Consider the following 18,694-nt stretch of genomic DNA (forward strand, 5'->3'; position numbering starts at 1 on the left):
GAGAATGCACGGCTACGCCGAAGTGATAATTGCGATGAATATGCCAAAATTGAGTGCTATTGTCACGTTTGCGGCCCGAGCCTGCCTGATGGCCCCTATCACGCAGTCGGCTCCATGAAGATCGCTTTCTACGCTCCCTTGAAATCGCCCAATCACCCCGTCCCCTCTGGAGACCGGCTGATGGCGCGACTGCTGATCGCTGCCTTGCAGATGGCCGGGCATGATGTGGAGGTCGCTTCGGAGCTCCGGGGTTTCATGGCAGTACCGGTCGATGATCCCGGCAACGAGGTGGTGGAAGCGGCACGGCAGGAAGTAGATGGCCTGCTCGATCGATGGAAGAAGACCGGGGCGCCTCCCGATCTCTGGTTCAGCTATCACACCTACTACAAGACGCCGGACCTGCTGGGGCCTGTCATCGCCTCGATGTTCGGTATTCCCTATATCACCGCCGAAGCCTCCTACGCGAAACGGCATGACGCGAGCGGCTGGGCGGCAAACCAGCGTCTTGTGACGGAAGGCGTGCGCCAGGCAGCGGTCAATCTGTGTTTCACCGAACGCGATCGGGCAGGTCTCGTTGCCAATACTCCCGACGGCCGCTATGAGCGACTTCTTCCCTTCATCGATGTCGAGCCTTTTCGCCAGGCGAATAGTCAGGGAGATGATCGAAGACTGGTCACGGTGGCGATGATGCGCCCGGGCGACAAGTACGACAGTTACGTCATGCTCGCCAAAGCCCTTGAGATGATCCGCGATCGCGACTGGACGCTGACTGTTATCGGCGGCGGACGGGCGTTGGCAGAGGTGCAGGCCTTGTTTTCTTCGTTTGACCCTGGCCGCATCCTCTGGCTGGGGGAGCGCTCGGCCGATGAAATCAGGATCGAGCTGCAAAAGGGTGGCATCTACGTGTGGCCGGGTTGCGGCGAAGCCTATGGGCTTGCTTATCTCGAGGCGCAGGCAGCGGGTTTGCCGGTCGTGGCTCAGTCGACCGCCGGGGTTCCGGAGGTCGTCGTCGACGGGGTAACGGGGCTGCTTACACCGGAGGGGGATGTGAAGGCACTGTCGCAAGCCATAGCGCTCTTGCTCGAGGACCGGGCACGACGACGCGAAATGGGAGACGCCGCTTTCCGCTTCATGCACGAGGAGCGATCTCTGTCTGTCGCGTCGCAACGTCTCGACGCCATCTTGCGACAATATCTGGGAACACATCATGGCCAATGAGACAATCTGGCAGCCATTGCTGGACGAACTGAAGCGATGGGAAGATGCAGGCCGGGTGGCCCGCTTCTGGTTTCGCGACGATGACGCAATAGAGCCAACGGAGGCGCTTGATCAGCTGCTCGCATTGTCCGATCGGTTTTCGGTGCCGATGACGCTTGCCGTCATACCTGCTTCGACCGGCGAAGCGCTGGCCGTCCGGTTGGCGGATCAGTCCAGGATTTCCGTTGCCGTACATGGCTGGACGCACAAGAACCACGCGTCCGCTTCAGAAAAGAAGCAGGAACTTGGCTCCCACCGCCCCGCGGACCAGATGCTTGACGAGCTTAGCCGTGGCTACGAGAGGCTACGATCGCTTCACACCGCGCGTTTCGTTCCTGTCTTCGTGCCGCCCTGGAACCGGATTGCTTCCGATCTGCTGCCCGAACTGCCTGGCATCGGCTATCAGGCGCTGTCCGTATTCGGCATTGCCAAACCGGGGGCGATCGCGCAGGTCAACACCCATGTGGATATAATGGACTGGCATGGCACCGGCGGCTGCCGACCGCACGCCGACATCGTCCGGGATATCGTGAGGCAGCTCGATAACCGCTTCCAGGGCAACGAAGAGCCGATTGGCATTCTGACCCATCACCTCGTCCACGATGCAGCCGCTTGGGACTTCATCGAGACCTTGTTCGACGTGATGTCGGTCAGCCGCGCCGGCAGCTGGCGGCCCCTTGAGGAGTTTCTCGACTAAAGCTGCAGAGTTTGCTCGTCGAAGGCGACGAAAGCGCCGGGGAATTCCGCTTGCGCCGCAGCCTGAATCTCGTCCAGCTGATCGTCTGTTCGTTCGGGCGCATGATGGAACATGGCAAGGCGTTTTGTTCCGGCGAGTTTGGCCAGCTTTATGCCTTCCTGCCAGGTCGAATGACCGAAGCCGAGACGCTTCGGCATTTCCGCATCGGTATAGGTTGCGTCGTAGATGGCTACGTCCGCATCCTTCATCAGGAAAAGCGCGGCATCATCGGCTTTGCCGGCCATATGCTCGGTGTCGTAGACCAAGGCAACAATCCTGCCTGCCCATTCGATGCGGTAGCCAATGCATCCGCCGGGGTGATTAAGCGTCACGGTCCGCATAACGATGCCGGGATGCGGCTTCAGGACGTCGCCGGCCTTGAAGTCGTGAAAGCCCAGCGTGGCACGGCATATTTCCGGATCGACCGGGAACCATGGCGGACGCATGAACTGATCGACGAGCTCATGCGTCGTGCTCTTGCCGGCAAGGTGGCCGGACCAGAGATTGACGGTCACGTCAGAGGAATAAATCGGATCGAAGAAGGGAAGGCCGATCATGTGATCGTAATGCGTATGGGTGAAGAAAAGGTCGATCTCGCCGATGCCGTCGGTCCGGAGCGCGGCAGCGGCTTCCCGAACACCCGTTCCAGCATCGAATAGAATTCTTCTGCCGCCGTGCCGCAGCTCAATACAGGACGTATTGCCACCATAGCGATCAAACTCCGGGCCTGACACGGGAATGCTGCCCCGTACTCCCCAGAATTTGAGTTCGAAATTGTCGTGTTTCATGCGCACGTTGTTACCAGTCCAATCCCCGCCAACTCAATCACACTTTCGTCGTCGTGCGAAGAGTGCATTTTGCGCAATATTTGGTGTCAGGTGCAAAGCGCGTTCGCAAAATCCCTGTTTGGAAGCAATTGTGGCATGGGCAGGTTAGGATTCCACAAACGCTTCATTGAAGCCGATGTCATGCAACTGTCATTAAAATGTCGCCAAACTGTCATTTCGCCTGTCTAAATGTCGCCTTAATTGATCATATCAATCCCCGGTTTCCGATGAATGTTTCGACACGCCCGCCGCTTGCCGCAGTCTCAGCGGCGGCCCTCGAATTGAGCTATGGGGCGACATCTATCCTGCGCGGGATCGACTTCTCCTTGCCCTCGGGAAAAACGCTGGCGTTGCTCGGCCCCTCCGGCTGCGGCAAGACAACCTTGCTGCGATTGGTGGCTGGCCTGCTTGCGCCGACCAAGGGCCGCATCTCGATCGCGGACCAGCTGGTCGCCGATGCGTCCAACGGCACTTTCCTGCCTCCCGAAAAACGTGGTCTCGGCATGGTCTTTCAGGATTATGCACTCTGGCCGCACATGACGGTCGGTGGAAATGTTGCTTTTCCCTTGGAAATGCGCCGGCTGAACAAGACTGATCGCGAAACCCGCGCGATGCGGGCCCTGGAGCGCGTTGGTCTTGCTGCCTATGCGACACGCAGACCGAGCGAGCTCTCAGGCGGCCAGCAGCAGCGCGTCGCGATTGCTCGCGCGATTGTCGCCGAGCCTGCGCTCATCCTCTTCGACGAGCCGCTCTCCAATCTGGACCGCGAGCTGCGCGAGACGATGGTCGACGAGATCGGCAGCCTCATCTCGGGTCTCGGCCTGACTGCTATCTACGTTACGCATGATCACAGCGAAGCGTTGAGCCTTGCCGACGAGGTCGCCATCATGCGCGCCGGCCGGATCGAACAGCTGGCGTCGCCTGATATTCTTGTCGATCAGCCGGCGAGTGCCGAGGTGGCCGATTTTCTCCGGCTTGGTTCCGTGATGGCCGTGGAGCGTCGTGATGGGGCCTGGTATCTGGCGCAAGGCGGAGTGCAGATTGCCGCCGATGATAGCGTGCCCGCCGATACCACCCACGCTCTTCTTCCTGCGCGCGCGATGGAAATTGCCGAGGCCTCGCAATCTGCGATCGCCGGGAAGGTCCTCAGATCGCAATTTCGCGGTGATGGCCACATGGCGACGGTCCTTGTCGGATCGCCCGAGAGCAACGCCGAACTGCAATTGATCAGCAGAACGAGACTTCGTTCAGGAGACCATGTCGGTCTGCGGATCGACCCCCAGCACATTCGCTGGTTTTCACGCCAAGCACATAAATAAGAGGAGATTTTCCAAGATGTTTAAATCGATCAAAAGCATGGCGCTTGCCGCCGTGGCTGCCGCAATGATGGCCGGCGTCGCCCATGCAGACATTACCGTCTATACCGCAGGTCCCCAGGACCTCATCGACAAGCTCTCCCAGGGCTTTACCGCCAAGACCGGCATCAAGGTCAAGGTATTCCAGGCGACGACCGGCAAGGTCATGGCCCGCATTGAGTCCGAAGCCGCCAATCCTGTTGTCGACGTTGTCATCTCGGCTTCGTGGGATACCGCAACCGATTTCGCCAAGCGCGGCTGGCTCGTTCCCTACACCAGCCCGAATGCCGCCAAGGTTCCCGACTTCCTGAAGACCGACACCGCCGTCGCCCAGGGTGTTTCCGCTCTCGGTATCGCCTGGAACCCGAAGAGCAACACGCCGAAGCCGACCGAGTGGGCTGATCTTGCCAAGCCGGAATACAAGGACCTCGTCAACATTCCGGATCCGGCCCAGTCTGGTTCTTCCTTCGAACTCACCGCCGCTCTCGTCGGCATGGACGGCTGGAAGCTGTTCGATGACCTGAAGGCCAACGGTGCCATCGTTGCCGGCGCAAACGCCGACGCTCTGAACCCGGTTCTGCAGGGTGCCAAGGCTGCCGTCTTCGGCGCAGTCGACTACATCGCGCTCGCAAGCAAGGCGAACGGCGAGAATATCGACGTTATCTTCCCAGCTTCCGGCACAGTCATTGCGCCGCGCCCGGCCATGATCCTCAACTGGTCCAAGAACCAGGACGATGCCAAGAAGTTCATCGACTACATGCTGTCGGATGAAGGTCAGAAGGCTGTTGCCGACGACTATCTGATGCCGGCCCGCACCGATGTTCCCGCCAACCGTCCGCTGATCAGCGACCTGAAGGTCATCAAGATCGACACCAAGGCGGTCTACGGCAAGCGCAAGGAAACGTTGAAGGAATTCGCGGACAAGTTCGCGAAGTAAGATTGAAGGCAGGCGAATGAAGACGAACGGCATCAGTGGTGCTGCACCCGCCGCATGGGTGGCAGCGATAGGACTTGTCGTCCTGGTCGGGGTGCCGTTCGTCGCAGTCGTCCTGCAGGGCATCTTTCCATCTCTTGGGCAGGGCTCCTTCGCGGCGCCCTTCTCGCAGCTCATCGCTACGCTGAGCGACAGCGCGCTCCTTTCGATGAGCGGGAACACGCTGATCCTCGGCGCGTGTGTCGTCCTGCTCTCGGCGCTTGTTGCGGTACCGCTCGGCATCTGCCGCGCGCTTTACAAGGTTCCGTTGGCGTCTTTCTGGGACGTCCTGCTGCTCGTCCCCTTCATGATTCCGCCTTATATTGCGACGCTTGGCTGGATACTCACCCTGCAGCCGCGCGGCTACCTGCAGCAGCTTGCCGGCTTCAATCTGGCGCCGATCCTGTTCTCATTGTTCGGCATGACCTTCGTCATGGCGATGAATACCTTTCCCATCGTCTATTTCGCGGTCTCGCGTACCGTCGAGGCCGTCGGTTCGCGCTATGCCGATGTGGGTCGCGTTTTTGGCGCTTCTCCGGCGCGCGCCTTCTGGCGCGTAACGCTTCCGCTGTCGGCGCCCGGCCTCGCAGGCAGTCTTATGCTGGTTTTTGCAGCCGCTATCGAGGAATACGGCACGCCGGCGGCGCTCGGGGGCAGGACGAAGTTTCAGGTGCTTGTCACCGGTATCGATCTGCGCATCTCCGATTGGCCGATTGACCTGCCTGGCGCCGCGATACTGTCGCTGATGCTGGTCGCCATGTCGCTGATCACATTCCTGCTGCAGCGCTGGATATTGGCGCGGCGCTCCTATGAGACGACTGGCGGCAAGCCGCAGAATAAGGACAAGCGGCCGCTTGGAGCACTAAGTGTTCCCGTCCTCATCGCCTTTGCGGTTGTGGCATTTCTCGCGACCGGCGTTCCTCTCCTCGCGATCCTTGCGACGGCGACATCCAAGACGATCTCCGGCGGCTTGGCGTTCGATAATCTCGGCCTGAAGAATTTCGTCGCCGTCTTCAACAATGGTGCCGGTGCCTTGCAAGCTCTCGGCAACAGTTTCGCGCTCGGCATCGGCACAGCCCTGCTGACCGGCATCATCGGGGTGCTGGCTGCCTATACTACCGTCAAGACGCGCTATCGTGGCCGCTGGCTGCTCGATATCATGACGATCCTGCCGAATGCGCTTCCCGGCATCGTCGTCGCGGTCGGCCTGATCCTTGCCTGGAACGCGCCGGGGCTGCCGTTCACGCCCTACAACACGCCTTTCATCCTGCTACTCGCCTACTGCTGCATCCTGTTGCCCCAGCCGGTGCGCTATACCACAGCGGCCTTTCAGCAGATCGGTGACAATCTGGAGGCCGCCGCCCGGGTCTGTGGCGCCAGCAGCTTCACCGCCTTTCGCCGGATCATGCTGCCGCTGGTTTTCCCGAGCCTGGCGACCTCGATGCTGCTGGTCTTTGCGGTCGCCTCGCGCGAACTGGTGGCCTCTGTCGTCATTGCGCCGGTCGGCATGCAGACGATCGCCACTTTCATCTGGCGTCAGTTCGAGCAGGGGTCTATTGGTCTTGGCATGGCTATGGCGTTCATCGCCATATTGATCACGACGGTTCTGCCGCTCTGCCTGATCGGCGTCATGCGCCGCAGCAGCGTTATCCAGGACTAAGAAATGAAGATCGAGGCAATTTCGGGCTATGGCGGCAAGACGCCGGCCTGCTTTCTGGTCGAAATCGAGGGGAAGCGTTTCCTGCTCGATCTCGGCGAAGGACCGGAAGCCGGCGTTTTCCCCGATCTTGCAAAGCTTGGTCGTATCGACGCGGTATTGATCAGCCACAGCCACAAGGACCATATCGGCGCATTGCCTTTGCTGGATCAGATCGGCTCCCCGCCGGTTTATACCACTGCCATGGTTCGGGAGATTAGCGCGCACTCCATGCTGGATGTCACACGCGATCTGCCGCTTCAGGGTGCGATCGATATTCTCGGTGTTGCCGTTGAAACGGGCCGCGCATCGCATGCTCCGGGAGGCATCTGGATGAGGATCGGCGGGGAGGGCGGCGTCCTCTATACCGGCGACTGGACGCGCGAAAGCGAACTCTATGGTCTCGATGACTTTCCACGGGCGGCGGCAGCCATCTGCGACGTTTCCTATGGCGATCACGAAGAGCCCTTGTCGATCGGGATAGATCGTATCGCCAAGGAGGCGCTGAGTGGACCGCTGTTGCTGCCGATGCCGCCTGCGGGGCGGGGTCTCGATTCTGCCGTCTTGCTGAGCGAGGCGGGTTTAAGGGTCGGCCTATGTCCTGCCCATCGAAAAATCGCGGAAAGACTTGCCGCGAGCGGCCGGGGCGAGGTGTCCGCGACAGCCCGGCAGCGCCTGACGGGACTTTTGGAGAAGGCGGCAACGCTCCATGGGGATTCTTCGGCCGAGGGCGTGATGATCGCTGCGGCGGCCGACGCCGGCGATGGCTTGGCTGCTAAGCTTGCTGCCCGCTTCGCCGATAACGACGCGGTCAGGATCATTTTCACCGGTCATGTTGCCGACGGCACGCCGGGAAAGGCGCTGATCGAGGAGGGCATAGCAGGTTTCGCCCGGTGGAATGTCCACCCGCGTGCCAGCGATATTCGCTGGTTTGCTGACCTCGTGCAGCCTCGTGTCATTCTGCCGGCCTTTGCGGGCAAGCCGGCGATGACCCGCCTTGCCGCGCTCTATCCCGACCTTTCGTTCAGCGGGCCGACAATCGACATCTGAAGCGGGACAATTGCGGAAGCGCCCTAAAGGCTCGTCGTGATGCCGCCATCGACCATCAGCATATGGCCGGTCACGAAGGACGACGCGTCGGAGCAGAGGAACACCGCCGCGCCGATGAGTTCCTCCACTTCGCCCCAGCGGCCCGCCGGCGTTCGGGCTTCCAGCCAGGCGGAAAATTTCGGATCGTCGACAAGCGCCTGATTAAGCGGCGTCTTGAAATAGCCGGGCGCGAGCGCGTTCACCTGCAGCCCGTGCCTTGCCCAATCGGTCGACATCCCCCGCGTCAGATTCCTCACTGCGCCCTTGGTTGCCGTATAGGGCGCGATATTGGGGCGCGCGAGTTCGCTTTGAACCGAAGCGATGTTGACGATCTTGCCACGCCCCCGGCGGATCATGTGGCGCGCCACCGCCTGGCCGACATAGAAGATGCTCGAGACATTCGTCTTCAGCAGCTCGTCAAACTTATCGACGGGAAAATCCTCGAGCGGCGTGCGGAACTGCATGCCGGCATTGTTTATCAATATGTCGATCGGTCCCAGCTCCGCTTCGATCCTCGCGACACCATCGGAGACCGCCTTTGGGTCGGTGACGTCGAACGCGACACAGTCAGTTTCATAGCCTTCCGCCTGCAAAAGTCGGGCTGCGGCCTGCGCTCTTTCCTCATTGCGCCCGTTGAGCACGATATCGGCTCCGTGCTGGGCGAGACCCAGCGCCAGAGCGAAACCGATGCCTTGGCTGGAGCCCGTCACAAGTGCGCGACGACCGCTGAGATCGAATAGGGGGAAGGCCACGATCTTATCCTTTGCCTTGCGAAGGCAGCTTGAGAAGCAGACTGCGACAACGACAGCTCTATCCGTTAAGATATTGAGCCGGCATGGCTTGTCGACCATGTCTGCGTAAAAACACACTGAATTAATGCAAGGATTTAGGGCATATCCGGGAGTTCCGAAGCGGCGCGGCCCAGATCCCGGATATTGTCGGCCTGGACGATCAGGGTCTGCCGAAATGGCCCTTTGGCCTGTGATCGAAGGACGTGAACGGCTCCGGCTGCGGTTCAGGAGCGGCATCCAGCTGCGGCTCAGAGGACGCATCGAGATAGCTCATTATGCTGTCCACGTGGTTGACCTGTGATTTCAGGCTGTCGAGCGACTTGCCTGTCAGGTTGGTGCCGGCCGGCAGATCGGCGGTCAGCGGATTTTCGTATCGGCCGTTGACGCGGAGCTCATAGTAGAGATGCGGACCGGTTGAGTAGCCCGTCGAGCCGACATAGGCGATCACCTCGCCTTGCTTGACACGCTCGCCGACCCTTAGATCGTCCGGCGTGGACGCAATATGAGCGTAAGTCGTCTCATAGCCGCCATCGTGGCGGATGCGAACATATTTCCCGTAGCCGGTCTCCCAGGAAATCTTCTCGACGATGCCATCGCCGGCCGCGAGGATCGGGCTTCCCATCGGTGCGCGGAAGTCGACGCCGTTGTGGAACTTCTTCACCCCGAGGATTGGATGGATACGCCAGGCAAAGCCGTCGCCGAGCTTGCCGCCCGGAACGGGCCGATGTGCCAATACCTTTGCGACCGAATGACCATCTTCGTCATAGAATTCCGACGCGCCGTCCGGCGTGTCCCGATGCAGATAAAAGCGGTGCGCCTCGTCGCCGGAATGGAATTCGATGAACATCAAATCGGTCTTGTTGTTGCCGTCGGACTTGCGGAAAAGAAGATCGACGCTGTCGGGCGCATCATCGCTGCCGTTCAGCGGCACGCCGTTGGCGTCGGCAAGCTTCATCAGATCGTTGGCCGTTACTTCGGAGAGCCCGGCTTTTTCGAGACGGTTGCGCAGCCCCGTCGGGTCGTCATCGTCCAGACCGTTCAAATCGATCGCGGCAACCTCCGAGGAGGAGGGCGCATCCGGCTGGCTTTCGCTATAGAGGGTCGAAAAAAGCCGGTCGTCGGAGACGGGTACGAAGCTGTCCGAATCGTCGCGGGCGACGACCTTCGCGTTACCCTTTTCCCCGTTCAGCTTTGCCATGATCAGCTTCGGGCGGCCGTTTTCCGAATTCTTCTCCATCAGGAGTTCGAGACTGTTGCCCGGCGCAACCGCATCCGTCGCGAGTGCCCGCTCCAGCTCTTCCCGGTTCTTGTCGCTAACGCCCGCCGTCTCGAGGATGTCCGCCAGCTCCTGGCGGTTCTTCGGCATAGAGACCACCCGTTTGAATTCGCGGGTTGGCACTACGCCCGCGTTTGCAACGCTGACATTGAGGGGAACTCCCCTTACCGGGAAGCGGGAGCGTCGCTGGGACACGAAGGCATCAGGCTGCGGATAGACGCCACTGCGAAAATCGGCAAAGACGGGCGTCGCAACGAGCGCGCCATCCTGCTGGCCTTCGCCTTCGTAATCGGCGTTGACAATGCCGCTGCGATCTTCGCCATCTTCCTTGAAAACGAGCGTCAGGCGATGGTAGGTAAAGATCTGCGTCTCGCCTGTCGACACCTGCTCGGCCACCTGGGCGAAACGCGCACCATCAAAACGACGACGCATCGCCAGCCGGCTCGTTTTCGGCATCGCCGGCAAGGACTGGACGATCTGTGCCGGATGAACGGCAACCGCAGGTGCAACGATATAACGATTTACCAGCGGGTAGAGAACTGAGGCCAGAAGGCCAAAAGATCCGATCGCACCCAGCCAGACTGCGATCAAATGCCGGGCATGTGCCGACCGCGGCATGAACGGAAGGTGAAACGTTTCATGGTGGGGCTGTGCAACAAGGGCCGGTTCCGCTGGGAATTGGATATAAAGCGGATTCTCGGCCATTTATCTGTGTAACCTTGCAGATTATATCGGCGCCCAAACTAGGGCGGAACATGGCAAAATGGGGGCAATTATTACGCAGCTATTAATTTTCCCTGGTTTTATCGTACCCAACCGTAATGTCAACAATGACCGCCTTTCCTTGCGTCAACCTGTGATCGTGTCGTAGAGCAGCTTGAAATTCAAAACGAGGATAACCCCGGCAACGCACCACGATAGAATCGCGACGCTTTTGGGAATCACGAATTGCCCCATCTTGCGCTTGTCGGTAACGAACTGGACAAGCGGAATGACCGCGAAGGGCAGCTGCATCGAGAGGATGACCTGGCTGAGAACAAGCAAGTCGGCAGTTCCCTTGTTACCATAGAGGGCCGTGACGAAAACGACGGGGATGATGGCAAGACCACGCGTGAGAAGCCGCCGGGCCCAATGCGGGATGCGCAGACGCAGAAAGCCTTCCATGACGATTTGACCGGCAAGTGTCGCCGTAACCGTGGAATTGAGACCGGAGGCCAAGAGCGCAACCGCAAAAAGCGTCGAGGCGATCCCAAGGCCCAGCAGCGGCGACAGAAGCTCAAATGCCTGGCCGATCTCTGCCACTTCGGAATGGCCGCTGTCATGGAACGCGACAGCTGCAACGATGAGGATCGAGGCGTTGACGAAGAGGGCCAGCATCAGCGCAATCGTACTGTCGGCGGTTGCCCATTTTATCGCGTCACGCCGGCCCTCGTCGGTGCGCTTGTAGGCGCGGGTCTGCACGATCGAGGAGTGGAGATAGAGATTGTGCGGCATGACGGTCGCGCCGATGATGCCCATGGCTATGTAGAGCATCTCGGGATGCGTCACGATCTCTGTCGATGGGATGAACCCGCGAAGGATCGCTGCAACGGGGGGAGCGGCAGCCGCGATCTGGATCGCGAAACAGATAGCGATGACGGTCAGAAGGGCGACCACGAAGGCTTCCAGGAAGCGGAAGCCCTTGCTCATCAACAGTAGCAGCAGGAAAGCGTCGAGCGCCGTGATGAGTGCCCCGGCGACCAGGGGGATGCCGAAGAGCAGTTGCAGTGCGATTGCCGTTCCGATGACCTCGGCGAGATCGCAAGCGATGATGGCAAGTTCGCATGCGATCCACAGCGCGATATTGACCGGCCTCGGATAACTGTCACGACAGGCCTGTGCGAGGTCGCGCCCGGTGACAATGCCAAGACGCGCCGATAGGGCCTGCAGCAGGATCGCCATCAGGTTCGACAGCATGATCACTGTCAGCAGCGTGTAGCCGAATTGCGCGCCCCCGGCGAGGTCGGTCGCCCAGTTGCCGGGATCCATATAGCCGACGGACACCATGTAGCCGGGGCCAAGAAACGCGATCAGCCGCCTGATCCAGGAGCCTCCTTGGGGCACATGGATGGAAGCATTCACTTCAGGGAGGCTCGGTCTCGCATCCTCCGCAGGATCGGAGAATTTCCACGTGCGCCGCGAAATTGCGGCATCCTGAACATCAGACATAAAACACCCAGGGGAGGATCAAATTGTACGGAACTAAATAAATATGATTCTTATAAACATTATGCAATAGGCTATATTCTATACCCATGGCATTTTTAGGCCATAACCGACCGAAGCCCGGAAACCCGGGAAGAAATCGTCACGCGCTTTCAAAATCGAAACCGGTGCTATAATGATGCAAGCCGTTTCGTGATTTGCTCAGAGGGGGAGAGGCTTGTCGGCTGCAAGACGATCCACACACCGGGACGCGCCGCTACCGGACGCGGAAACCCACTCGGAAGGATTCCGGCAGACCAGACAGGCGCGCCGTGGCGCCCTGGTGGAAGACTATGTGGAACTCATCGCCGACCTGATCGACGACGGAAACGAGGCAAGGCAGGTTGATATCGCCGCTCGCCTTGCGGTCTCGCAGCCCACGGTCGCCAAGATGCTGGCGCGGCTCGCGGATGAGGGCCTGGTTTCGCGCAGGCCCTATCGCGGCGTTTTCCTGACCGAGGCAGGCAACAGGATCGCGCAGGAGATTCGTGCACGCCATCAGACCGTCGAGGCATTCCTACGCTGGCTCGGGGTTAGCGCGGAAACGGCCAGAATCGATGCTGAAGGCATCGAGCACCACGTCAGCTCCGAGACGCTGCAGGCCTTCAGGCGGGCGATGAAGCGGTAGACGTCCGGCACGGTAAATACGTGCCGCCGCGCTCTCAAACTATTCTGCTGCCTTGTCGTGCTTCGAAATAGAGTCGCGCACGACGCCGTATTGGCTGCCCCATTGGTCCGTCATCGAGCAACGGATGTCCCAGAGTTCGGGGAAGAAGCGGTGGCGGGCTCCGGCCTCCAGCAGGTCGACCGGCCGGCCCTTGAGGGATTTCGAGCCGAGCCCGATTGAGCGATGGATCAGGTAGACGTGGTGGGCGCGGAATTTCTGGAATAACTCATCGAATTCGATCAGTGATTCCGCAACGACATAGCTGTCGTCGTGATCATATTTCGTATCGTAGACGTCTTCGACAGACAGGCCACGCTTGTCGAGATAACTTGCCTTGAAGGCCCGCCAGAGGTCAGGCGGCATGCGCAGCAGAAATTTGAAACCCGGCGATTCCTGGCCGCTGCCATTTCCGAGCTGCAGACGGATTTGCTGATATTCCTTCGGCGACATCGTCTCCAAGAGATCGAGCTGCGCCGTCATCATCCGCATCAGCCGATGCACACGGCCCATCAGCGTCACGATGCGGTGCGTGTTCTCCTCCTCGATATAGCCGATGACGTCCACGAGAGTGTAGGCCATCAGCTTCATCCACAGCTCTTCGACCTGATGGACGATCTGAAACTGCAGTTCATCCGCGTTGGCCATGTCAGCCAACGGCTTCTGACAGGCAAGCAGCTTGTCGCATTGAAGATAGACGCCGTAGTCGCGCATTTCCGGCTGTTCGATGCGAGCGTAGTATTCTTGCTTCTGCATGTTTCGTTGTTCCCCTTTGTCGGCGCTCTGGCCAGCGGCATGTTTGCCTAGAATGTACGATACGAAATTTTTCGCCGAACATTGTTCCTATTTGTCACTTTTCGTCTTGTTGATAGAGTACGAAAGATACCTTTAAGCCGAATACTGAGAACGATGTCCCTAAGCCCCATTGATCAGAAGATCGTCTCCGCGCTGGAAGCAGATGCGCGTCTATCCTTTGCTGCCCTTGCCGAAGCGGTCGGCCTGAGCAAGACGCCCTGCTGGAAGCGGGTAAAGGCCCTGGAAGAGGCCGGCGTCATTCGTGGATATAGAACGATGCTTGATCCCGCGCAGCTCGGCTTCGGGCTGGAAGCCTTCGTCCAGGTCTCGATCGATTTCGAGCTGTCGGAGGCGTTCGAGGCGGCCGTTCGCAAGCATCCCCTGATCTGGCGTTGCCATGCCACAACGGGCGACGCCGACTATCTGCTGCATGTTCTTGCCGCGGATATGGGAGCGCTTGACCGGCTGCTGCGCCAGGAGCTTAGCCGCCTTCCCGGCGTGCGCCGCACTGTAACCTCGATGTCTACCCGAGAAATCAAGAACGATGTCTCCTTCGCTGAAGCCGCACGGCATGTTGGCGATGGGAAAGCGCGCTGACGGGACTTTACGGATTGATCGGATGAGGTGATTTTCGGCTGAGCCCGAATCGAGCCACCGGGGCCTCGATCACCGTGCACAGGAATATCTTATGCCACTCTACATTAAGGATGACTCGATCGATCGGCTTGCGCGGCGGTATCAGATCCTCACGCAGTCACCGTCCAAGACCGAAGCTGTCCGTCGCGCCCTGCAGAAGGCGCTTGAGGAAGAACTCGCAAAGCCGACCCTGGAGGACGTTATTGTCGCATTCTGCCGCGATTTGAAGCGCAAGGCAGGCGCGGATAACAGAGCCTCCGCCGACGACGTTAGCGGCTCCGGAGAAGCCTGATGTTCATCGACGCTTCCGCGCTCATGGCGATGATGACCGATGAGGATGAGGCGCGTCGCCTTGCCGTCCGCATGCAAGCTTCAACCACCCGTATGATCTCGCCCCAGGAGGTTGCCGAAACGGCAATCGGCATCACGGCAATCCTCGGATTGGCCATCGAGGAGGCGAGTACCGCAGTGCGAACTTTCCTGCAACTTGCCAACATCCAGCTTCTCGCCGTTCCGCCGCGCGCAGCGTTCCTCGCTGCGGAAGCGTTTGCCGCCTATGGCGAAGGTCGGCATCCGGCCAATCTGAGCCTCGCTCAATGCATGACCTATGCCTGCGCGCGCTACTATCGGCAACCCCTGCTTTGCAAGGCCGAGGCCTTCGCCTTGACAGATATCGAGCGGGCATAAGCTGCCTATGCTCGATCGCTATCGACCATCGAAAACAACGGGTGATGCAAACAGACCCCCGCCAAACGACCCGCTTGATCGATCGGTCTCGACGAAAAACACCATAATATCATTGGCATCAACGCCTGCTTTCACAAGGTTCTCCACCAATTTCACGACCAGCTTCTTCTTTCTGGAGATCTCGGTCCCTGTCGATATAAGAACCTCGATCAGCAGCAGTTGATCGGTGCGTGGTTTGGGCAGGGCCGGATAGTGTGGATCCACTCTCAAATCACCGGGGTCGAGAGCAAGAAAACGCTGGAAAAAATCGTCTTCCGGATACCCCGCGGCGATGGTCGCCGCATGGATAGCCCTGGAAAGGCGATCCTTCTCGGGGGCTGACCGGCTTGACTTCATTGTCACGGTGAAAATAGGCATTGGAGCTATTCCTCGATAGACATCTAGCGCGCTCAACCGAGCCGCCACCTCGAATATCGACGAACGTGACCGTTCAGAAAATCAATAAATATCGAACCGTTGGTTCTCAAATCCGGGATAGTTCGATCACCGGCCCGCAGTTCATCCGCATCGCGTCACCCGGCAGAACATACCCAGGTTCGGGGAATTCCGGTGGACCGAGGACTTGGCAAAGCGCAAGCTTGGCTTTACGCCAGAGCTCGCCCCGTTTCGGGATCGAAGAGATGCGCCACATCCTCGTCGAATGACAGGATCAAGGGGGTGCCTTCCCTCACGCCCGTTCGTGGCGGCAGGCTGGCCATGATCCGCTGCGTGCCGACAAGCGCGGTAACGACCAATTCGGGACCGGTCAGCTCCGCCACATCAGCGCGTGCCTCAAGCGACAGTCCTTCACCGCCAAGCCGCATCGTCTCCGGGCGGACACCGAGGATGAGCTTCCGTCCATCCGTGGCAAGATCGCGGAAGCGGGCCGGCATCGGCAGGCTGGCCGAAGAACCCACAATCTGCAACCGACCATGCCCAACCGTCACCTCAAGCATGTTCATCGGCGGAGCGCCAACAAAGCCTGCCACGTAGAGAGTTGCCGGCCTGTTGTAGATTTCCTCCGGCGTGCCGAGCTGCTCGATACGCCCGTCGCGCATGACGGCGATGCGGGTTGCGAGCGTCATTGCCTCGATCTGGTCGTGGGTCACGTAGACCACTGTCGTCTTCAGCATCTGATGCAGGCGCTTGAGCTCCGTGCGGGTCTCCATCCTGAGCTTGGCGTCGAGGTTCGACAATGGCTCGTCGAACAGGAAGACCTCCGGTTTGCGCACCAGTGCCCGACCAATCGCGACACGCTGGCGCTGACCGCCAGAAAGTTGGCTCGGCTTGCGGTCGAGCAGATTTTCGATCTGCAGCAGGGCCGCGACCTCGCGCACGGCCTTGTCCCGCACGTCCTTTTGCACGCCGCGCATCTCGAGGCCGAAGCCGATGTTGCGGTGGACGGTGAGGTTCGGATAAAGCGCGTAGGACTGGAACACCATCGCGATGTCGCGATCCTTCGGGTGTACGCCGAGCACAGACTTGCCGCCGATCATGATATCACCGGCAGTAGCCTCTGCAAGGCCGGCAATGATGTTCAGCAGCGTGGACTTGCCGCAGCCGGACGAGCCGAGAAGCACGAGAAATTCGCCACTCTCCAGTGAGATGTCGATACCTTTGAGGGTCTCGACGTCCCCATAGGTCTTGCGGATATCGCGGATTTCCAGTGCACTCATCGCACGGCCTCTCCATTTTTCAGTGACAATGGGCCGCCATAGTTGCGTGGCAGGGTGGAGATTGCCTGCGAGGCAATGCGCGTGCCGGCTTCCAGGCAGAGAGACAGCGGTTCACCGGCCGCAAGTGCCGCGAGGAACCCGGCATTGAAAACATCGCCGGCCCCGATGGTGTCGACCACCGTTACCTTCGGTGCCGCAACCGACACCAATGTGCCATCGGCATCGATGCCGATCGCACCATCCGGGCCGCGTTTGACGACGACGATTGCGCCTTCAGGCATTTGTCGTTTCAGCGCGCGCGCGGCATCGACCGAGTCGCTGAGGCCTGTCAGCGTCGTCGACTCCACCTCGTTCATGATCGAGCAACTGCTGCGCGCGAGCCAGCCGCGCGTCGCCTGCTTGTTGGCTTCCGTCCAGCCGTCGAGCGGCCAGCCGGTATCGAGCGCGACGGCGATGTCGTGGCTGTCGGCCCAATCGAAGAACGCGGAATAGTCGGCTGTGAAATCGTCAGTCAGAAAGCAGCCGCAAAGTAGCGCATAGCCTCCCGCAAGGCGCTTGCCATCGAGAACGGTAAGGACGTCAGTGAGTGAAAGACGTGGGAGGTGGCCGCGGGTGGTGAAGAAGGTGCGTTCGCCGTCCGGATGCGTGATGCCGACGGAAAGCGTCGTCCCCTCGGGGCGTTCCGGCCATGTCTCGGCATGCGTGCCGAAGGACTGACGCAGCCAGCGGCCGAATTCGTCGGAACCGACATTGGCCGCAATCTGGAAATCCACGCCCAGCGCTTGCCAGGCGAGCGCGCTATTGCCCGCGGCCCCTCCGACTCGGAGTTCGTCATGGTCGACGATGATCTCGGTGCCGGCCTTCGGCCACGGCTCTGCCGGTCCTAAGATGAGATCGACATTGACGTTGCCGATGACTGCAAGCGGGCGCATTCACTCGCTCCGGGTGATCTTGGTGGAACGCACTGGCGTCCCCGCATTCTCGACGCGCTGGTCGGCAAACGCGATCATGAAGCGCTGTGCGACCGGCAGCATGGCGAAGATCGCCGCCATTCCCGTTGCGGGCTTGAAGCGGATGGTCATCGTTCCCGCAGCCGGCTCCTCGCCGGAGGAATCGAAGACGACGACGGGTGCGCCAGCTTCGACGACCGAGACCGCCATGGCGGTTACCAGGCTTGCCGTGTGATCCTTGCCTCTGAAGAGGACGACGCCGATCTCGGGACCAAGCATTTCCATCGGCCCATGGCGCAACTGCCCGCCTTCGAGCGAGAAGCAGGGGCGGCGGGACAGTTCGGTAAGACCGAGCGCCAGGGCTTCCGCGACACCCTGCAGACGACGGCCCGAGGTGACGACGGTTGCGACATTGGCAAAGGCTGCGAGCGCGCCATCGATATCTGAGGTCTCCGGCACATTGAGAGCGGCGAGTGCTGCTGCCGGATCCTCGCCGAGTTCGGCAAGGACGGCGAGATGCAGCGCAAAGGACACGGTGAGGCTTCGGGTCGCGGCAAAGGCGAGCTCCGTACCACCGGCACCGACCAGTGACGGGGCAGCCTTGGCCAGCGAGGAGCCCCCTTCAAGCGTCAGGCCGAACGTATCCTTTGTGCCGCCGCCAATCTCTGCGAACCATCTCAAGACTTCGGCACTTTCCCCGGACTGTGAGGTGACGAGGATCGTGCGCCCATCGAGCGACAGGGGTTGCCCGAGTTGCTCGGAAAGGGTGACGGCGATCGCTTCGACGCCGAGTGCGCGGTACAGGGGCTCGACGGCGCGACTGACCGCATGCGATCCACCCATGCCAAGCAAGAGAAGACGGCCGGTTTTCTTCAGGGAAGCAGCAATGGTCTTGGCCATATCGCCAGCGCCCTCATAGGAGGCGATGGCATCAGCGTGCTGGCGCGCCATTTCACGGTCGATGGCAAGAAGCCCCGCCGGGCGGTTATTGTTCGAGCTCATG

General features: G+C 60.1%; 19 protein-coding genes. 10 read left to right on the forward strand and 9 right to left on the reverse strand.

Features of this window, described 5'->3' with window-relative positions:
- Nucleotides 1-114 precede the first annotated feature (114 nt).
- Both EV561_RS25370 and EV561_RS25375 read left to right on the forward strand, forming a co-directional pair.
- Nucleotides 115-1,218 carry a glycosyltransferase family 4 protein gene (locus EV561_RS25370; RefSeq protein ID WP_132525702.1) on the forward strand — a complete coding sequence of 368 codons (1,104 nt, stop codon included), beginning with the start codon at nt 115-117 and terminating at the stop codon, nt 1,216-1,218.
- A complete protein-coding gene (locus EV561_RS25375) occupies nt 1,208-1,954 on the forward strand; it encodes a polysaccharide deacetylase family protein (protein WP_132525704.1) in 747 nt (248 codons plus the stop codon). Before EV561_RS25370 ends, EV561_RS25375 begins: the two co-directional genes overlap by 11 nt.
- Here EV561_RS25375 and EV561_RS25380 read toward each other — a convergent pair.
- Nucleotides 1,951-2,781, reverse strand: a complete 831-nt coding sequence (locus EV561_RS25380) for an MBL fold metallo-hydrolase (RefSeq protein ID WP_132525706.1) — start codon at nt 2,779-2,781, stop codon at nt 1,951-1,953. The genes EV561_RS25375 and EV561_RS25380 overlap by 4 nt on opposite strands.
- Nucleotides 2,782-3,047: 266 nt before the next feature.
- Here EV561_RS25380 and EV561_RS25385 point away from each other — a divergent pair, with 266 nt between their 5' ends.
- From EV561_RS25385 to EV561_RS25400, 4 genes are read left to right on the forward strand one after another with little or no spacing between them, the layout of a single operon-like run.
- Nucleotides 3,048-4,139, forward strand: a complete 1,092-nt coding sequence (locus EV561_RS25385) for an ABC transporter ATP-binding protein (RefSeq protein ID WP_132525708.1) — start codon at nt 3,048-3,050, stop codon at nt 4,137-4,139.
- A gap of 16 nt (nt 4,140-4,155) precedes the next feature.
- Entirely contained in the window at nt 4,156-5,112 is a 957-nt protein-coding gene (locus EV561_RS25390; RefSeq protein WP_132525710.1) for an ABC transporter substrate-binding protein, read from the forward strand.
- 16 nt (nt 5,113-5,128) lie between these two features.
- Nucleotides 5,129-6,808: an iron ABC transporter permease gene (locus EV561_RS25395; RefSeq protein WP_132525712.1), complete on the forward strand. Its 1,680-nt coding sequence runs from the start codon at nt 5,129-5,131 to the stop codon at nt 6,806-6,808.
- 3 nt (nt 6,809-6,811) lie between these two features.
- Nucleotides 6,812-7,894: an MBL fold metallo-hydrolase gene (locus EV561_RS25400; RefSeq protein WP_132525714.1), complete on the forward strand. Its 1,083-nt coding sequence runs from the start codon at nt 6,812-6,814 to the stop codon at nt 7,892-7,894.
- Nucleotides 7,895-7,917: 23 nt separating this feature from the next.
- Here the strand turns inward: EV561_RS25400 and EV561_RS25405 are convergent, their stop codons facing one another.
- The 3 genes from EV561_RS25405 to EV561_RS25415 form a co-directional block, all read right to left on the reverse strand.
- Nucleotides 7,918-8,685, reverse strand: coding sequence for an SDR family oxidoreductase (locus EV561_RS25405; RefSeq protein WP_132525716.1), 768 nt, complete (start codon nt 8,683-8,685; stop codon nt 7,918-7,920).
- A 199-nt stretch (nt 8,686-8,884) separates the two neighbouring features.
- Nucleotides 8,885-10,705, reverse strand: coding sequence for a M23 family metallopeptidase (locus EV561_RS25410; protein ID WP_132525718.1), 1,821 nt, complete (start codon nt 10,703-10,705; stop codon nt 8,885-8,887).
- Between the two features lie 144 nt (nt 10,706-10,849).
- A complete protein-coding gene (locus tag EV561_RS25415; protein WP_132525720.1) occupies nt 10,850-12,208 on the reverse strand; it encodes an Nramp family divalent metal transporter in 1,359 nt (452 codons plus the stop codon).
- 214 nt (nt 12,209-12,422) lie between these two features.
- Between EV561_RS25415 and mntR the strand changes: the two genes are divergently transcribed.
- The gene (mntR, locus tag EV561_RS25420) at nt 12,423-12,872 is read left to right on the forward strand and encodes a manganese-binding transcriptional regulator MntR (RefSeq protein WP_132525722.1); all 450 of its coding nucleotides are present in this window, start codon (nt 12,423-12,425) and stop codon (nt 12,870-12,872) included.
- A gap of 39 nt (nt 12,873-12,911) precedes the next feature.
- On the opposite strand, the gene EV561_RS25425 is transcribed toward mntR, so the two are convergent.
- Entirely contained in the window at nt 12,912-13,664 is a 753-nt protein-coding gene (locus tag EV561_RS25425) for a tryptophan 2,3-dioxygenase family protein (protein WP_132525724.1), read from the reverse strand.
- Nucleotides 13,665-13,817: 153 nt separating this feature from the next.
- Between EV561_RS25425 and EV561_RS25430 the strand changes: the two genes are divergently transcribed.
- The 3 genes from EV561_RS25430 (at nt 13,818) to EV561_RS25440 (ending at nt 15,026) form a co-directional block, all read left to right on the forward strand.
- Nucleotides 13,818-14,300 (forward strand): Lrp/AsnC family transcriptional regulator, encoded by a 483-nt coding sequence (locus EV561_RS25430; protein WP_132525726.1) that lies wholly within the window; start codon nt 13,818-13,820, stop codon nt 14,298-14,300.
- A 91-nt stretch (nt 14,301-14,391) separates the two neighbouring features.
- Nucleotides 14,392-14,631: a type II toxin-antitoxin system VapB family antitoxin gene (locus tag EV561_RS25435; RefSeq protein ID WP_132525728.1), complete on the forward strand. Its 240-nt coding sequence runs from the start codon at nt 14,392-14,394 to the stop codon at nt 14,629-14,631.
- A complete protein-coding gene (locus EV561_RS25440) occupies nt 14,631-15,026 on the forward strand; it encodes a type II toxin-antitoxin system VapC family toxin (protein WP_132525730.1) in 396 nt (131 codons plus the stop codon). Before EV561_RS25435 ends, EV561_RS25440 begins: the two co-directional genes overlap by 1 nt.
- Nucleotides 15,027-15,044: 18 nt before the next feature.
- On the opposite strand, the gene EV561_RS25445 is transcribed toward EV561_RS25440, so the two are convergent.
- The 4 genes from EV561_RS25445 to EV561_RS25460 all read right to left on the reverse strand — a co-directional run bounded on the left by EV561_RS25445 (nt 15,045) and on the right by EV561_RS25460 (nt 18,693).
- Entirely contained in the window at nt 15,045-15,443 is a 399-nt protein-coding gene (locus EV561_RS25445; RefSeq protein ID WP_132525732.1) for a tautomerase family protein, read from the reverse strand.
- A 227-nt stretch (nt 15,444-15,670) separates the two neighbouring features.
- The gene (gene ugpC, locus EV561_RS25450; protein WP_132525734.1) at nt 15,671-16,741 is read right to left on the reverse strand and encodes a sn-glycerol-3-phosphate ABC transporter ATP-binding protein UgpC; all 1,071 of its coding nucleotides are present in this window, start codon (nt 16,739-16,741) and stop codon (nt 15,671-15,673) included.
- On the reverse strand, nt 16,738-17,673 hold the full coding sequence (locus EV561_RS25455; RefSeq protein ID WP_132525736.1) for a PfkB family carbohydrate kinase: 936 nt from the start codon (nt 17,671-17,673) through the stop codon (nt 16,738-16,740). The genes ugpC and EV561_RS25455 overlap by 4 nt, the downstream gene beginning before the upstream one ends.
- Entirely contained in the window at nt 17,674-18,693 is a 1,020-nt protein-coding gene (locus EV561_RS25460) for an SIS domain-containing protein (protein ID WP_132525738.1), read from the reverse strand. It lies immediately after the preceding gene.
- Nucleotide 18,694: the final 1 nt, after the last annotated feature.

The organism is Rhizobium sp. BK376 (assembly GCF_004341625.1).
Classification (GTDB): Bacteria; Pseudomonadota; Alphaproteobacteria; order Rhizobiales; family Rhizobiaceae; genus Rhizobium.

Bases quoted from the DNA above. Each gene is read 5' to 3' on its own strand.
- EV561_RS25370 (WP_132525702.1), top strand. From the start codon at position 115: ATGAAGATCGCTTTCTACGCTCCCTTGAAATCGCCCAATCACCCCGTC.
- EV561_RS25375 (WP_132525704.1), top strand. From the start codon at position 1,208: ATGGCCAATGAGACAATCTGGCAGCCATTGCTGGACGAACTGAAGCGA.
- EV561_RS25380 (WP_132525706.1), bottom strand. From the start codon at position 2,781: ATGAAACACGACAATTTCGAACTCAAATTCTGGGGAGTACGGGGCAGC.
- EV561_RS25385 (WP_132525708.1), top strand. From the start codon at position 3,048: ATGAATGTTTCGACACGCCCGCCGCTTGCCGCAGTCTCAGCGGCGGCC.
- EV561_RS25390 (WP_132525710.1), top strand. From the start codon at position 4,156: ATGTTTAAATCGATCAAAAGCATGGCGCTTGCCGCCGTGGCTGCCGCA.
- EV561_RS25395 (WP_132525712.1), top strand. From the start codon at position 5,129: ATGAAGACGAACGGCATCAGTGGTGCTGCACCCGCCGCATGGGTGGCA.
- EV561_RS25400 (WP_132525714.1), top strand. From the start codon at position 6,812: ATGAAGATCGAGGCAATTTCGGGCTATGGCGGCAAGACGCCGGCCTGC.
- EV561_RS25410 (WP_132525718.1), bottom strand. From the start codon at position 10,705: ATGGCCGAGAATCCGCTTTATATCCAATTCCCAGCGGAACCGGCCCTT.
- EV561_RS25415 (WP_132525720.1), bottom strand. From the start codon at position 12,208: ATGTCTGATGTTCAGGATGCCGCAATTTCGCGGCGCACGTGGAAATTC.
- EV561_RS25425 (WP_132525724.1), bottom strand. From the start codon at position 13,664: ATGCAGAAGCAAGAATACTACGCTCGCATCGAACAGCCGGAAATGCGC.
- EV561_RS25430 (WP_132525726.1), top strand. From the start codon at position 13,818: ATGTCCCTAAGCCCCATTGATCAGAAGATCGTCTCCGCGCTGGAAGCA.
- EV561_RS25435 (WP_132525728.1), top strand. From the start codon at position 14,392: ATGCCACTCTACATTAAGGATGACTCGATCGATCGGCTTGCGCGGCGG.
- EV561_RS25440 (WP_132525730.1), top strand. From the start codon at position 14,631: ATGTTCATCGACGCTTCCGCGCTCATGGCGATGATGACCGATGAGGAT.
- EV561_RS25445 (WP_132525732.1), bottom strand. From the start codon at position 15,443: ATGCCTATTTTCACCGTGACAATGAAGTCAAGCCGGTCAGCCCCCGAG.
- ugpC (WP_132525734.1), bottom strand. From the start codon at position 16,741: ATGAGTGCACTGGAAATCCGCGATATCCGCAAGACCTATGGGGACGTC.
- EV561_RS25455 (WP_132525736.1), bottom strand. From the start codon at position 17,673: ATGCGCCCGCTTGCAGTCATCGGCAACGTCAATGTCGATCTCATCTTA.
- EV561_RS25460 (WP_132525738.1), bottom strand. From the start codon at position 18,693: ATGAGCTCGAACAATAACCGCCCGGCGGGGCTTCTTGCCATCGACCGT.